The sequence below is a fragment of the Cloacibacterium sp. TD35 genome (genome assembly GCF_028864635.1).
Classification (GTDB): Bacteria; Bacteroidota; Bacteroidia; order Flavobacteriales; family Weeksellaceae; genus Cloacibacterium.
Genome location: NZ_CP104850.1, coordinates 1601932 through 1617012, shown reverse-complemented (window position 1 = coordinate 1617012; position 15081 = coordinate 1601932). Strand labels below are relative to the sequence as shown.

Genomic DNA, 15081 nt, shown 5'->3' with positions numbered 1-15081 from the left:
CGCATATGAAGAAAAATTTAATCATTCTTGCACTACTTAACAGTGTTTTCTTATTTTCACAAGAAAGAAATCTTAGAAACATTCAGCAATTGACTGATGGTGGAGATAATGCCGAGGCGTACTTCTCTCCCAATGGAAAATTTCTGACCATGCAAGTCACCAATAAAAATTTGGGAGCAGAATGTGACCAGATTTTTACCTATGATTTATCTAAGGATTATTCTAAAAAATCTGATAATTTACAATTAATTTCTACAGGAAAAGGAAGAACAACCTGCTCTTTCTCTATGCCAGATAACCAACATATTCTCTACGCATCTACGCATGAAGCGAGCAACGCTTGTCCAGCTCCGCCTGTTTCTAAAGACGGAAAATATCTTTGGGCTATTTATCCAGAATTTGACATTTATATGGCAGATTTGAGCGGTAAAATTGTTAAAAAATTGACAGATGTTCCTGGTTATGATGCAGAAGCGGTGGTTTCTCCAGACGGTAAAAAAATTGTTTTCACTTCTACCAGAACTGGCGATTTAGAACTCTGGACTATGGATATTGACGGGAAAAATCTGAAACAACTTACGTTCGGTTTAGGATATGATGGTGGTGCGTTTTTTTCTCATGATTCTAAAAAAATTGTATTCCGTGCTTCTCGACCAAAAACCGTTGCAGAAATTAAAGAATACAAAGATTATTTGGCTCAAAATCTAGTTGCACCTACCAATATGGAAATCTACACCATCAATGCTGATGGAACAGATTTAAAACAAATTACGCATCTTGGAAAAGCGAATTGGGCGCCTTATTTCACTCCAAATGATAAGAAAATTATTTTTTCGAGTAATCATCATTCTACGAGAGGTTATGATTTCCAGTTATATACTATTGATTTAGAAGGAAAAAATCTGAAACAAATTACCTACGAAAGTGAATTCAATGCATTTCCGATGTTTTCCAAAGACGGAAAAAAATTGGTTTTCAGCAGCAATAGAAATCAGTCTAAACCGAGAGAAACCAATGTTTTCATCGCAGATTGGGTAGACACAGACGAAGCAGAAAATGTAAACGAAACTCAACTTAAAAATCATCTTACTTATCTTGCTAGTGATGAATTACAAGGCAGATTAGCAGGAAGTGAAGGCGAGCAAAAAGCTGCAAATTATATTCAAAAATATTTTAAAAAATTAGGACTTAAAACCCATTTACAGCCGTTTGAATATTCCATTAAACTAAATCCACACGATGAAAATTCTTCTACCCAAAGTAAAGGAACCAACGTGATAGGATATTTAGACAATAAAGCCGCTAAAACGATTGTCATTGGTGCACATTACGACCATTTAGGATTGAACCAACATCATCAATCTACGCTGATGAATTCTGACGGACAAATTCACAATGGTGCAGATGATAACGCTTCTGGCGTTTCGGCAGTGATGGAATTGGCGAGAATTTTTGCCAAAAATAAGACTCAGGAAAAAGTAAATTACGTTTTTGTGCTTTTCTCTGCAGAAGAAGACGGACTGATTGGCTCTAAAAAATTCGCAGAAAATGTAAAATTTCAATATCCTAATGTAGTCACCATGATTAACATGGATATGGTAGGAAGATTAGACAAAGATAAAAACCTTACCGTAGGAGGTGTAGGTTCCTCTCCTATTTTCCCAGATTTGGTGAAAAAAGTGAAACCTGCAGGATATAATATTACACTTGATGAATCTGGAGTTGGTCCTTCTGATCACACCAGCTTCTATCTGAAAGATATTCCTGTTTTATTTTTATTTACGGGAACGCATGCTGACTATCACAAACCAAGTGATGACAGTGATAAAATAAATTTCGATGGCGTAAAAACCATCACCCAATATGTTTTTGGCATTGCGAATGAACTTTCTCAGAAATCTGAAATTCCGTTTACGAAGACCAAAACCTCTTCTACCAAGTCTGTCCCAAAATATAAAGTAACACTGGGAATTATGCCAAGTTATGGCGATTCCAAAGATGGTTTGCACATTGACGGAGTTACTGATAACAGACCTGCTGCAGTTGCTGGAATTCAGTCTGGAGATATTCTTACCCAAATTGGAGATTGCAAAATCACAGAAGTTTATTCTTACATGGACTGTTTATCAAAACTTAATGCTGGAGACGAAAAAGACGTTACCGTGATTAGAAATGGAGAAACTAAAATTTTTAAGGTGAAGTTTTAGTTTTCTGAAAAAATTAATTTCATGAATGAAGTCCAATATTATTTAGGAGGATATCAAATTATAAAATTAAAGCCTTTAAAATATGGGAATTTAAAAGGTGAAATAGTTCATACTTGTAGTAGCTGTATTAATTTTTCTGTTTTTGATAGTTGGTGTCAATCTTGGACAACTGAGAATTTATCAGATGAAGAAAAAGCAGTTTTAAATCTTGATGAAAATAAGATTAAAGAAATTCAACAATGGACTAATGAAAATTTTGATAATATCCCAAATTTATTTCCAAATTTAGAATACGCTAAAGAATTTAAAAACAAGTTTTTAATTAAAACTAATGACTTAGAAATATATAGTATTAACTTTTCGGAAATAGACACCAATCTTTTAATTGATGATTTTAGGGAAAATTTTCATAACAATGACTATAATTATAATAATGGTAATTTTTGCTTAAGAAATAACTTATTAAAAAAGACTCATGAAAAAAATGATGAAACATTACTCGGTTATGATATAATTGGTGTTGAATGCGATGGCTCATTTCATAGTTTTCATTGTAATGATATGAGCTCTATCTTAGAACAAAAATTCAATTTGAATCTTAATGAATATAAATTGTTTGATGAAATTAAAAATTCAAAAGAATTAAGACATTTTCTTGAAAACGACAATTACTTTGAACCTGTACCTTACTATATTTGTAAAGTAAAAAAGGTTAATATTTAATTCAGACAAAAAAACTCGCTTTTCAGCGAGTTTTTTTATTTATACTATCTCAGAAGTAAGACCTCTGGAAATTAATTTTTCATGCATGGGTTTCAGAAGTTCCATACTACCAGTTTTCACCGTGCATTTGCCTTTGTAATGTACCAAAATGGTGCATTGTTCGGCTTGTTCTAGCGTATGTTTACAAATTTCGATTAAACACTCTATCACGAAATCAAAAGTGTTTACATCATCATTATGCAGCACTAATTTATAGACTTCATCTTCCTGTTCTAGAAACGCTACTTCTTCTTGATATTCTCTTTGAGGATTATCGTAAAATTTCATTTATTAATTAAGAATTAAAGTATTAAAGATTAAAAAATCTTTAGATTTCGCCAATTTCTTCGGTTAAATCATCTACAATATCTTTGGGTTCGTACACCAATTCTACCAATTCTACCGACTTATTATTCATTTTCAAAATTTTGAAATGATAATCATCAATATCAAACTCCTGATTTTCTTCTGGAATATCTTCTAATTGATGCAGAATAAATCCAGCTAAAGTATTATATTCTCCCACTTCCGAAAGTTCCTTCGGTAAGTGTTCGTTGATTTCTTCTAAAGGTTGAGTCGCTTTTACCCAGAAAACGTTTTCGCCTACTTTATCAACTATTTTATCTTCATCATCCTCTTCATCTTGAATTTCACCTACCAATTCTTCTAAAATATCTTCTAAAGTAAGAATACCTTCTGTACCTCCGAATTCATCGATAACGATTGCTAAATGCTGTTTCTTTTGCTGAAAAACATTCAATAAATCTGAAATCTTTTTACTTCCTACTACGAAGAATGCTTCTCTCAAAAACTCTCTTAAATCAAGATCTTTGTTTTTGATATATTCTCTCATGATTTCCTTAGTATAGAAAAGCCCGATGATGTTATCAATAGAGTTTTCAAAAACTGGAATTCTAGAGTATCCGCAATCAATGATTTGTTTTAAAATTTCTTCTTTATCATCTTCTATATCAATAGAAATAATGTTTTGACGAGGCACCATCACTTGTTTTGCTGTGTGATCTGTAAAATCAAAAGCATTTTTAATGATTTCGTAGTTTTCTTCTTCTATTTCTCCACTGTCTGCAGATTGTTTTACCAATAACTGTAATTCTTCAGAAGAGTGAATATCATGCTCAGAAACAGGGTGAATACCTATCAATTTTAAGAAAGCATTAGAGAATAAATTCATTAACCAAATAAATGGTTTGAATATGTTATAGAAAAGTCTAAGCGGTGCAGAAATAAATAATGTAGTGGCTTCTGATTTTCTAATCGCAATAGATTTAGGTACTAATTCACCAAAAACAATGTGCATAATGGTAATAATAAGGAAGCTTGCTATAACTGAAACCGTAGTAATCATAGCAGGAGCAATGCTGACATTGAAGTAAGTAAATATGCCATGGAAAACATGTTCCAGAGCGCTTTCTCCTACCCAACCTAATGCTAACGAAGCTAAAGTAATCCCTAACTGTGTAGCTGATAAATAAGCATCTAAATGTTTAATGATATGTTCGGCTTGTTTAGCCATTTTGTTGCCTTCAGCTGCTTTTAGCTGAATTTGAGAATAACGAACCTTAACGATTGAAAATTCCGCCGCTACGAAAAATCCGTTTAATAATACGAGTAATAATGCAATAAGAAGTTTGACGACACTATCGTAATCCATTTATAAAAAATTGTGAATTGATTAATCTATGCAAATATATGATTATTTTTGATATGAAAGGTTAATAAAAAAGGGTACGTAAACGCACCCTTTTTTTGGTCTAAAAATCGAAATATGAAGAAAATTACTACTTCCGTTAAAAAAAATTTCTACTGCAGTCCCATAATAACCAAATATTTAAACTGCAGTAGAAAATTTATCATCATTTGTGTTTTTTTGGGTCATTATGGTGCAAATTTAAAACGATTTATTTCTCTTTTATTACCTCTAGGGGAATTACTTTCTTTAAATCTACACTCCAAAATTAACCCTTAACGTGATGATTCACAATACGCTTAATTACGTATTTTATTTTTTCATTTATAACTCTTTGTCTTATAGCACAAAGAATTTTCATGAAACTATTCAAAATTAAGCATTTATCGCGGAATTTTATCCATTAAAGTGAACTCTTAAAATGTACAAATCATTTCTAAAATATAAAAAAGGGCATCAACCTGAGTTGACGCCCTTTCATTTATCGTATAAAAGAAATATCTCTTAGCTATTTTTAAGTGCTTCTGCACCAGAAACGATTTCTAAAATTTCATTGGTAATAGCAGCCTGACGCGCTTTATTATAAAAAATTACCAAATCATTTTTAAGTGCCTGTGCGTTATCAGTAGCTTTGTGCATCGCTGTCATTCTCGCTCCATGTTCAGATGCGATAGAATCTAGCACTGCTTTGTACACTTGCGTTTTAATAGATTTAGGAATTAGGCTTTCCAAAATCTCGTTTCTGTTTGGTTCAAAAATATAATCACTGTTTGCATTACCATCAGTTTCCGGCATTGATATTGGTAATAACTGCTCAGTTTTTACTTCTTGATTAGCAGCATTTAAAAATTTATTATAAATTAGATGTACTTCATCAAATTTTCCTTGACTGAAATCCTTCATCACGGCAGAAGTAACTTTTGATACTTTTTCAAAACTCATATGATCAAAGATGGCACTTTGGTTATCATATACTGTTCTGTTTTTCTTTACTGCATCAAAAACTTTTTTACCAATGGTTAACACTTCTACTTCTACAGCAGAATTAGAAATTCTGTGGTTTAATTCTTTGATAACAGATGAGTTAAAAGCACCAGCCAAACCTCTATTAGAAGTAATAGCGATGTACAAAACTTTCTTCACCTCTCTCTTTTGTGCAAAAGAAGAAACGTTATCAGAATCAGAGCTTGCGCTCACATTCTGAATGATTTCTTGAAGTTTCTCAGAATAAGGTCTTAACATTACAATCGCATCTTGTGCTTTTTTTAGTTTCGCAGCCGAAACCATTTTCATCGCACTCGTAATCTGCATTGTAGATGAAATAGAAGTTATTCTTCCTCTAATTTCTTTTAAATTTGCCATATTTTATGGATTCAAAATTTAATATTCCGAATTCAAAATCAGAATCTTGAATTCGGAATTTTGAATGATTTTTTAGTTGTATTTAGAAGCTAAATCTGTAGCTACTTGCTTAAGAACACCAGTTAAACTGTCATCAATCTTACCAGATTTAAGAGCAGCCATTACTTCTGGGTGTTTGTTTTTTAAGAAGTCTACGTATTCTACTTGGAATTCTCTTACGTTTCTTACAGGAACGTTTCTTAATAAGTTTTCAGTTCCTGCGTAAATCATCGCTACTTGTGATTCTACAGGTAGTGGAGAGTTTACTGGTTGCTTAAGAATTTCTACGTTTCTTTCTCCTTTTGCGATTACCGCCATAGTAGCAGCATCTAAGTCAGAACCAAATTTAGCAAAAGCTTCTAATTCTTTGTACTGTGCTTGGTCAAGTTTCAATGTACCAGAAACTTTTTTCATAGACTTAATCTGAGCGTTACCTCCTACTCTAGATACAGAAATACCTACGTTAATAGCTGGTCTAACCCCAGAGTTGAATAAATCTGACTCTAAGAAGATCTGTCCGTCTGTAATAGAAATTACGTTGGTAGGAATATATGCTGATACGTCACCTGCTTGTGTTTCGATAATTGGAAGAGCCGTTAATGAACCACCTCCTTTCACTTTATCTTTTAATGATTCTGGTAAATCATTCATTTGAGCAGCGATAGTATCGTCTTTGATTACTTTAGCAGCTCTTTCTAATAATCTTGAGTGAAGGTAGAAAACGTCTCCAGGATATGCTTCACGGCCTGGTGGTCTTCTTAATAATAGAGAAAGCTCACGGTAAGCTACCGCTTGTTTAGATAAATCATCATAAACAATTAATGCTGGTCTACCAGTGTCTCTGAAATATTCTCCGATAGCAGCTCCAGCCATTGGCGCATATACCTGCATTGGAGAAGGGTCTGAAGCATTTGCTGCTACAACTACTGTGTAAGCTAAAGCTCCTTTATCTTCTAAAGTTTTTACGATTTGTGCTACAGTAGAACCTTTTTGACCTACAGCAACGTAGATACAGAATACAGGCTCACCAGCATCATAAAATTCTTTTTGGTTCAAAATAGTGTCGATAGCAACGGTAGTTTTACCTGTTTGTCTATCTCCGATGATAAGCTCTCTTTGTCCTCTTCCGATTGGAATCATAGAGTCAATCGCTACGATACCTGTCTGAAGTGGTTCATTTACCGGTTGACGGAAAATTACCCCTGGAGCTTTTCTTTCTAATGGCATTTCATAAAGATCACCAGTGATAGGACCTTTACCATCGATAGGGTTACCTAAAGTATCTACTACTCTACCTAACATACCTTCTCCTACTCTAATAGAAGAGATTCTTTCTGTTCTTCTTACGGTATCTCCTTCTTTTACTCTTTTAGATTCCCCAAGAAGCGCAACACCTACATTGTCTTCTGCAAGGTTTAATACAATACCTTCAATTCCTGATTCGAATTTTACCAATTCACCGTATTGTACATTTTCTAAACCGTAAACTAGAGCGATACCATCTCCAATTTGTAATACTGTACCTACCTCTTCTACACTTGCTTGTGTATCAAAGTTGGCTAACTGTTGTTTTAAAATTGCTGAAACTTCAGCCGGATTTATTTCTGCCATTTTATGGTTTTTTAACTTAATTTAATTGAAATTCTTTTTTCACTTGGCTTAGTTTGGTTCTTACCGAAGTGTCTACCTGTTGGTCTCCTACTCTTAAGATATAACCGCCAATAATTTCAGGGTTTACTACCACTTTTAAGTCGTAGTTTTTAGTATGGTCTACTAAAGATGAAGATTTTACAATGTCTTCTACATTTTTCTGAGAAAGTTCAGAAGCTACTGTTAAGGTAACTCTCTGTACGCCTTGTAAGTCTTCTACTTTATTGATAAACTCTTGAGCTATATCTTGAAGATGACTTTCTCTACCTTGTTTAATCACCAAAGTAATGAGATTCTTACTTAACTGTGAAAACTGAGCAAAGATTTCTAAGGCAGCTTTGGTTTTCTTTTTAGCGTCTATGATTGGCGAAGCAAAGAAGTTCTTTAATTCCTTAGAATCATTAAAAATCTTTACCACATCTTTCATTTCCGAAAAAATAGAAGCCGTGTTACCAGACTCTTGAGTAAAGTCTAGTAAACCTTGTGCATATCTTTTCGCTACTTTAGAGGTTAGCATATTAATTTAAGTTAGATTTATTAATGATTTTTTCAACTAATGCGTTATGAGCATCAGCGTTATCTAATTTTTGTTTTAGAATGGTTTCCGCAATTTCTACAGAAAGAGAACCTATTTGATTTTTGATATCAGCCATTGCTGCATTTTTTTCAGCATTGATTGATTGTTTTGCTTGTTCAATCATTTTGTCTCCTTCAGATTTTGCAAGATCTTTTGCTTCACCTACGATTTTGTCTTTTAACTCTCGCGCTTCTTTTAAGATGGCATCACGTTCAGCTTTAGCTTCGCGGATGATTCTCTCATTGTCTGCTTTAAGATTTGCAACTTCTTCTTTAGCCAATTTAGCTTGGTTAATAGCGTCTTGAATAGAAACTTCTCTCTCATTTAAAGCAGTAAGGATAGGTTTCCATGCAAATTTTCCTAACACGAAAAGAAGTATCAAGAAAATAACTGACTGAATGATGAACAAACCTGACGAAAAATTCTCTAATAATCCCATAAGATTTTTATATATTTTTTTTATTTAATTTTTAAAAACACTTCCCGTAACCAACCGTTACGGGGGAGTGCTATTTTTTTGAGTCTTAGTTTACAGCAAATAATGCAGCAAATGCAAGACCTTCAACTAGTGCAGCAGCAATAAGCATTGCAGTTTGTAATTTACCAGCTTGTTCTGGCTGACGAGCCATACCTTCTAAAGCAGCAGCACCGATTTTACCGATACCTAAACCTGCTCCGATTACTACTAAACCTGCACCTACTAGTTTTGGAATTTCCATAATATATAATTTTAAAAATTAGTTTCTGTTTAATTACGCTTTTACAAAGTCTTCTATTGATTAGTGATGAGCTTCTTCGTGGTGGTGCTCTTCATTTGCCATACCGAAGTAAACCGCAGATAGCATGGTGAAGATATAAGCTTGTAAAAATGCTACTAATATCTCTAATAAATACAATACAAATGTTAAGAATGGGAATGCAACGCCTGCAATTACATTTTGGAAGTAATAAATCATCGCAATTAATGACATAATTACTATGTGACCTGCTGACATGTTTGCAAAGAGACGTATTAACAATGCAAACGGCTTAATTACCATCCCGATTAATTCGATAGGAATCATTACCAATTTCATTAAGAACGGTAAACCTGGCATCCAGAAGATGTGTTGCCAATAGTTTCTGTTTGCAGTAAACTGCGTAATAATAAAGGTAAAAATTGCTAAAGCAGCTGTAATGGCTAAATTCCCTGTTACATTAATCCCGAAAGGCAATAAACCAAATACATTTAGGAATAAAATAAAGAAGAAAATAGTCAATAAGTAAGAAATATATTTGTGATATTTCGCTCCGATGTTTGGGATAGCAATCTCATCTCTGATGAAGATTACTAATGGTTCAAATAATTTACCTGCACCTGTAGGAATTGGTGATTTTTTATAATTTCTAGCCATAGAACCGAAAATTACAATCATCAATAACGATGCGAATAAAATCATTAAAACACTTTTAGTGATAGATAAGTCTAAAACTTTTGCATTGGTAGCGTGACCATGGTCATCTAAAGTAATCACACCAGAAGCATCAGTTTTCACAATTTTTTCGTGGTAAAGAGCGTAGTTTGCACCATTGCTTTCTACTACATTGTATTTTTTGCCATGAGCATCTTTCATTTCTTTACCGTGGTGAAATTCTGAACTCATAAATGCATGAAGACCGTTTGCTTCATCATAGAAAATAACAGGAAGTGGGAAACCGATGTGGTGTTCTGTACCGTCAGCTTTCTTTTCCACCATAATATCAAAGCTGTGAGCATCTAACAAGTGATGGTCTATAAACTCCTTATTCTCTTTCTTTATTTGTTCTTTTTCTGCTTCTTCAGCACTTACAACTTTAGTTTCTGTAGCAGGTTTAGTTTCTGCTGCAGCCTCATGGTGTTGCGCCAAAGAAAGTGAAAATGTAGATAAAAAACCGATTAATAAAACTCCTCTTTTCAGCATTGATTTATGTTATTTTAAAAGTTTTGCAAAAATATGATAAAAAAACAAATTAACAAAGCATGATTTAGTTATTTTTTTGTTCTTTCAATAAACCGATTGCGAACAATGTTTCTAATAGTAGTGAAACAAGGTAAGGTGGTATAAAATGATACTTGTGATACGGCACCTCAGACAACTGTAATTTATTCATTACCAAGAACATAATGCTCAACTTAAAGAGCATGAGCCCCATAAAAGTAAAACCGATATACTCGGGATAAATCTTTTTCACAATAGACATAATGGTGATGACCATCATAAATAAAATGGTTAAGAAAAGATAATAGCGAATAAATATGACTTGAAAGTCATTTACATAAAGTTGCCATATCGCAAAATGTAAAAAAAAGACCAGAATAAATAGAACAATGTATAACCAAGAGGTAGACTGTTTCATGCGTATTATTTGTTTATGTTTTCTAATTGTTTTAATGTACTGTACAAGGCTAATCCTAATCCTGCTAATCCGATGGCAACGGTTAATAAATCATTAGGCAATTCTAGATAATCATTAATTTTCTTTCCACCCCAAAATCCTAAAGCAATGATGGCCAACATCTGAAACACGATGGAAGAATAAATTCCGTACAAGCGCATGGGATTTTTTTTGTACTCTTCCTGTTGTTCTTCAGGGGTTTTCGGAGCATTTGGGTCTTCTAGAGCCATTGTTTTTAATTTGGTGTAAAACTATATAAATCTGAGCGGAATGACAAAAAATATGATAAATGTCATGTTTTAGGTTTTTGGATTGAATAAAAGTAATGAAATTATAGAAGTAATTTAAGTATACTCAAAATAAAAAAATCTTCCAACAATCAAAAAAAAAGCCAACTTATGGTTGGCTTTTTTGATTTACAATGTTTATATGTTCTTTATGGAATTAACGTTGAGTTTTTTACTTCAAAAGTAGCTTTTGTGGTGTAAGTTTTTCCGTAACGGTCTTTGGCTCTTACTTCTACTTCGTGGGTTCCCAATTCTAATTTTCTAGAAAAAGGGGCTGTCCAAATATGTTTTGAAGCTTCTGGATTGCTAGGTCTTCTTCCAGTGAACAGTTCTTGTGTGGTATCCCATTTCAACACATCATTCGTATAATCTGGGTCTATTGATTCTGTATAATCCATTTCCTTCCATTCGCCATTATCTATTCTGTATTCTACCTTATCATGCTTGCTTCCCATAAAAAAATTAGCTACAATTCTTGCTGCATTTTTCGTCTTGAAAGGAATCACTTTCGGTACCCAAAGATTGATTTGATAATCTTCTGGTTTTCCTGCTACTTTATACGTGATTTCGTACTGATTGTCATTGAAACTCACAAAAGAATAACCTCTTTCTGTTCCGTCTCTCATCACAGATTTTGGTACACCCAATTCATCTACCGTCCCAGAATACCAGTCTCCAGAAGTGGTTCCTGCATTGAACTCATGAATCGGTTTGATGCCTTCCCAACCTTCTTTTTTTCCGTAGAACAATTGGGTTTGCTTGTGCGTGTGTGCAGACATCATCAATACATTTTGGAAAGGTTTTAAAATCTCAAACAACCTCTTTCTGTCTTCCATTCTAAAGTGTTTGTCCCCATCATTTTCCGGTGTCAACTGGATGTGGAATGAAAACACTACCAACTGATTAGGATTTACGTTTTTTAAATCATTCTCCACGAAGTCTAACTGGTCTTTTCTGAAACCGCCCCAATAGCTTTTTCCATCTCTAGGATCTGGATAAAGAATATCATCTAACACGATGAAGTGTACATTGCCATAATTGAAAGCGTAATTATTCGGGCCAAAATTCGCTTCGAAAGTTTCGTCTGACAGTTTATCATCTTTTGCTTCGTAGTTCATGTCGTGGTTACCCATCACATTATACCAAGGCAAACCGATTTCTTTAACCGCATTGATGTACAATGGATGTAAACTTAAATCATCTCCTACCAAATCTCCTAAACTAATGCCAAAAACAGCATCTTTTTTATTGTTTTTCACTTCATTGATGATTCCTCTTTTAAAATAATCGATTTCTTTTTCATCATACGGTTGAGGATCACCAAACACCAATACTTTGAACTGTGTGTTTTCCTTTTGTGCATATAATGGAAAGTTGATTTCTTTTGGCAATTTTCCCGTAGGTTTTACGCCTGCATATTTCATGTCTTTTGGCGAACCTTCAGGTTTGTGAATGTAGTAGAACTGTGGCAACTGCGTGTTGCTTTTCGGGGTAGCATAGTTGGCTGGTTTGATGACGAAAATAATATTGTCATTTTCTACAGGCAAGGTATATTTTCCCGTTTCGTCTGTTTTTACTACGTCTACTCCATTAGAAACAGAAACGTTGGCAATTCCTTTTTCTTTACGGTCTTTGATACCGTTTTTGTTGGTGTCTTCGAAGACATATCCTGTTGCTTGTTGCTGTGCAAAAGAAAATGCAGAGCACAAGAAAAGTATTAAAAATGATTGTTTCATTTGTTGATTTGTAATTTTATGAGAGTATATTCAATGGTTATGAAACTATTCTCTAGATTTATTGATATTTAAAAATACATCTGGTGTATTGGTGGTTACGAATTGTACACCAGCATCATACAATTTTTTATAGATTTCTGGGTCATTTACGGTCCACACATTCGTGATAACACCCAAATTTTTGGCTTGTTCTATCCAATCTTGGTGTTTTTCTAAGAATACATTATAATGATAATCTATGCCATCAATTCCTAAATTTTTAATCTCTTGTGGCGAAAGATCACCTGCAAGATATTGCACCAAAGCTTTAGGATTTTGCTTTTTTAATTCTTTGGCAATATGCAGACTAAATGAGATGTATTCAGTCTGATTTTGCAGTTGGTATTTTTCTACCATTGCCAGTGTTTTTTCTACCATTTCGGTTTCCAATTCTGGAGTTTTGGCGGGTTTTATCTCAAGGATGAGTTTTACCGCAGATTTTTTACCTTGCTTCAAATACTTTTCTAAAGTAGATAGATTTTCACTGTTTGATAATTTCTGTTTCTTCAAACTTTTAAAATCCGTAGCCGCAATTTCCACCCCATTGATGTGTTCATCATGGTTGATGACCAGAACGCCATCTTTGGTCATTCTCACATCGAACTCACTGCCATACACTTTCAATTGTTGAGCATTTTTAAGCGAAGCAATAGAATTTTCAGAGGTAGTAGGATTGGTTTTCCAGAAACCTCTGTGAGCAATCACTTGAGTCTGTGCGTGGTAAAAATTGGCGCCAACTAAAGTGGCCAAAAGAATTAATTTTTTCATATTGAATATCGTTACAAATCTTTTACAAAGCTAATCATCGCTTGTAAAAAATGTATTCTTTTTTTAAATTTTTATTGATTCCACCAATCTTTAACGTTGATATTATCTCCTCCCAATGATTGAACTGCGGCGTTATAATTAGCATTGTTCAATATTTTTGGTTGCGTAGGATACAATAATCTCTGAGGCATTTTACCGTCATTTAATAACCCGCCATTATTGGGTAGTACTGGATAACCTGTTCTTTTTTGTTCAAACCACTGTTGCTGGTCTACAAAGAACAGTGCTACATATTTCTGCAACATAATTCTTTCTAGAGTTCCATCATAGGCAACTTTAGGATTAGCAAAATAATTGGCTGGAACCACAGCACCCCATTGTTCGATAGCTGCTTTTACCCCGTTTTCATAATACGTTTGAGCGTTTCCAGTGATGATTCCTCTAAATGCTAATTCTGATAGAATGAACTGCAACTCTGCATATGGTAAAATCAAGACTTTAAGCGGTGCTTTAGCTAAATTCTGGTTAAAATTAGACGGTTGATACGTAAACGTAGTTCCGTTCATGTAAGCAACTGGAGCACCTTTGTAACCAATATTTTTATTATCACTTAAGTTTTTTGCTTGAGTAAAAAATTGTGCCATTCTAGGATCTTTGTTGTCATTTAATGTCTGTACAAAAAACTCCCCTACCGCTCTATAAGAAGTAAAATCTTGAGGTCTTGCCAATGGCGGAAGCATAGGCGCTACGCCTGTAACATTCATCAAGGCACTTTCAGCATTGCTCTGAAAGATTGGGTAAACGGTAGGATTGTTTACTATTTCTTGAATTCTTGCATATACATCTATTTCCCCTTTTTTCTTTAAAATCCTAGTTAACAACCTTAAAGACAAAGTGTTACAGAATTTTTTCCAATACGTGATTCCATTGACATCATTATTCGCATTGTAGAATAAATCTTGTCCTGCTAAAGTAGTATTGGTTACAAAAAGAGCATTTGCTACTTTTAAATCGTCTAATAATTTTACGTAAATGTCTTTTTGTTTATCGAATTTCGGTTGAGTGATGCCTTCTTCTACTCTAGAAGCTTCAGAGAACGGAATGTCTCCAAAAGTATCAGTAAGATTAGAATATAACCATGCATTCATTACCATAGAAATCGCCTGATAATTTTTATTGTTTTGCTGAACTGCCAAGTCTTGCATTTGTTTTACTTGCTTCAGCCATTTATAAGAAGTGTTCCAATATGAGTTTCCTGTAGATTCTGTTACATAATATCTTGAAATATTATTTCCTTCTCCCGGGAAATCTATTGCTATCTGCATGATATCAAAAGTGAAATCATTGGCTCTTAAATAAGCATTAGAAGCCATATTGTATTGAATAGGTGCCAATAAACTGGCAGGTGTAGGTTCTAAAATCTTGCTGTTATCAGTATTGATTTCTTCAAAAGACCTGCTACAAGAAGAAGCGGCTAGAGAAATTACGCAGAACGCTACTGCTTTTATCCATATATTTTTCATAGTTTTCG

General features: G+C 33.8%; 15 protein-coding genes. 2 read left to right on the top strand and 13 right to left on the bottom strand.

Annotated elements, in window-relative coordinates:
- The first annotated feature begins 5 nt into the window (after positions 1-5).
- Entirely contained in the window at positions 6-2207 is a 2202-nt protein-coding gene (locus tag N7277_RS07480) for a M20/M25/M40 family metallo-hydrolase (protein ID WP_274778951.1), read from the top strand.
- A 21-nt stretch (positions 2208-2228) separates the two neighbouring features.
- Positions 2229-2930, top strand: a complete 702-nt coding sequence (locus tag N7277_RS07475; RefSeq protein WP_274778950.1) for a hypothetical protein — start codon at positions 2229-2231, stop codon at positions 2928-2930.
- Between the two features lie 39 nt (positions 2931-2969).
- Here the strand turns inward: N7277_RS07475 and N7277_RS07470 are convergent, their stop codons facing one another.
- The 13 genes from N7277_RS07470 to N7277_RS07410 all read right to left on the bottom strand — a co-directional run bounded on the left by N7277_RS07470 (position 2970) and on the right by N7277_RS07410 (position 15073).
- Entirely contained in the window at positions 2970-3257 is a 288-nt protein-coding gene (locus N7277_RS07470) for an ATP-dependent Clp protease adaptor ClpS (protein WP_274778949.1), read from the bottom strand.
- 40 nt (positions 3258-3297) lie between these two features.
- Complete coding sequence (locus tag N7277_RS07465; protein WP_274778948.1) at positions 3298-4641, bottom strand: hemolysin family protein; 1344 nt, start codon at positions 4639-4641, stop codon at positions 3298-3300.
- Between the two features lie 540 nt (positions 4642-5181).
- A complete protein-coding gene (gene atpG / locus N7277_RS07460) occupies positions 5182-6039 on the bottom strand; it encodes an ATP synthase F1 subunit gamma (RefSeq protein ID WP_274778947.1) in 858 nt (285 codons plus the stop codon).
- 72 nt (positions 6040-6111) lie between these two features.
- Entirely contained in the window at positions 6112-7689 is a 1578-nt protein-coding gene (gene atpA, locus N7277_RS07455) for a F0F1 ATP synthase subunit alpha (RefSeq protein ID WP_274778946.1), read from the bottom strand.
- Between the two features lie 16 nt (positions 7690-7705).
- Positions 7706-8245: an ATP synthase F1 subunit delta gene (gene atpH, locus N7277_RS07450; RefSeq protein WP_274778945.1), complete on the bottom strand. Its 540-nt coding sequence runs from the start codon at positions 8243-8245 to the stop codon at positions 7706-7708.
- A 1-nt stretch (position 8246) separates the two neighbouring features.
- On the bottom strand, positions 8247-8744 hold the full coding sequence (locus tag N7277_RS07445; RefSeq protein WP_069796933.1) for a F0F1 ATP synthase subunit B: 498 nt from the start codon (positions 8742-8744) through the stop codon (positions 8247-8249).
- 85 nt (positions 8745-8829) lie between these two features.
- Positions 8830-9024, bottom strand: coding sequence for an ATP synthase F0 subunit C (gene atpE / locus N7277_RS07440; RefSeq protein WP_012782425.1), 195 nt, complete (start codon positions 9022-9024; stop codon positions 8830-8832).
- A gap of 60 nt (positions 9025-9084) precedes the next feature.
- Positions 9085-10245: a F0F1 ATP synthase subunit A gene (atpB, locus tag N7277_RS07435; protein WP_274778944.1), complete on the bottom strand. Its 1161-nt coding sequence runs from the start codon at positions 10243-10245 to the stop codon at positions 9085-9087.
- Between the two features lie 64 nt (positions 10246-10309).
- Entirely contained in the window at positions 10310-10681 is a 372-nt protein-coding gene (locus N7277_RS07430) for a hypothetical protein (protein ID WP_274778943.1), read from the bottom strand.
- Positions 10682-10686: 5 nt separating this feature from the next.
- Entirely contained in the window at positions 10687-10950 is a 264-nt protein-coding gene (locus N7277_RS07425) for an AtpZ/AtpI family protein (RefSeq protein WP_274778942.1), read from the bottom strand.
- Between the two features lie 206 nt (positions 10951-11156).
- Positions 11157-12743, bottom strand: a complete 1587-nt coding sequence (locus tag N7277_RS07420) for a calcineurin-like phosphoesterase family protein (protein ID WP_274778941.1) — start codon at positions 12741-12743, stop codon at positions 11157-11159.
- A gap of 45 nt (positions 12744-12788) precedes the next feature.
- Entirely contained in the window at positions 12789-13550 is a 762-nt protein-coding gene (locus N7277_RS07415; protein ID WP_274778940.1) for a glycerophosphodiester phosphodiesterase, read from the bottom strand.
- Positions 13551-13621: 71 nt separating this feature from the next.
- Positions 13622-15073 carry a SusD/RagB family nutrient-binding outer membrane lipoprotein gene (locus tag N7277_RS07410; RefSeq protein WP_274778939.1) on the bottom strand — a complete coding sequence of 484 codons (1452 nt, stop codon included), beginning with the start codon at positions 15071-15073 and terminating at the stop codon, positions 13622-13624.
- Positions 15074-15081: the final 8 nt, after the last annotated feature.

Bases quoted from the DNA above. Each gene is read 5' to 3' on its own strand.
- N7277_RS07480 (WP_274778951.1), top strand. From the start codon at position 6: ATGAAGAAAAATTTAATCATTCTTGCACTACTTAACAGTGTTTTCTTA.
- N7277_RS07475 (WP_274778950.1), top strand. From the start codon at position 2,229: ATGAATGAAGTCCAATATTATTTAGGAGGATATCAAATTATAAAATTA.
- N7277_RS07470 (WP_274778949.1), bottom strand. From the start codon at position 3,257: ATGAAATTTTACGATAATCCTCAAAGAGAATATCAAGAAGAAGTAGCG.
- N7277_RS07465 (WP_274778948.1), bottom strand. From the start codon at position 4,641: ATGGATTACGATAGTGTCGTCAAACTTCTTATTGCATTATTACTCGTA.
- atpG (WP_274778947.1), bottom strand. From the start codon at position 6,039: ATGGCAAATTTAAAAGAAATTAGAGGAAGAATAACTTCTATTTCATCT.
- atpA (WP_274778946.1), bottom strand. From the start codon at position 7,689: ATGGCAGAAATAAATCCGGCTGAAGTTTCAGCAATTTTAAAACAACAG.
- atpH (WP_274778945.1), bottom strand. From the start codon at position 8,245: ATGCTAACCTCTAAAGTAGCGAAAAGATATGCACAAGGTTTACTAGAC.
- N7277_RS07445 (WP_069796933.1), bottom strand. From the start codon at position 8,744: ATGGGATTATTAGAGAATTTTTCGTCAGGTTTGTTCATCATTCAGTCA.
- atpE (WP_012782425.1), bottom strand. From the start codon at position 9,024: ATGGAAATTCCAAAACTAGTAGGTGCAGGTTTAGTAGTAATCGGAGCA.
- atpB (WP_274778944.1), bottom strand. From the start codon at position 10,245: ATGCTGAAAAGAGGAGTTTTATTAATCGGTTTTTTATCTACATTTTCA.
- N7277_RS07430 (WP_274778943.1), bottom strand. From the start codon at position 10,681: ATGAAACAGTCTACCTCTTGGTTATACATTGTTCTATTTATTCTGGTC.
- N7277_RS07425 (WP_274778942.1), bottom strand. From the start codon at position 10,950: ATGGCTCTAGAAGACCCAAATGCTCCGAAAACCCCTGAAGAACAACAG.
- N7277_RS07420 (WP_274778941.1), bottom strand. From the start codon at position 12,743: ATGAAACAATCATTTTTAATACTTTTCTTGTGCTCTGCATTTTCTTTT.
- N7277_RS07415 (WP_274778940.1), bottom strand. From the start codon at position 13,550: ATGAAAAAATTAATTCTTTTGGCCACTTTAGTTGGCGCCAATTTTTAC.
- N7277_RS07410 (WP_274778939.1), bottom strand. From the start codon at position 15,073: ATGAAAAATATATGGATAAAAGCAGTAGCGTTCTGCGTAATTTCTCTA.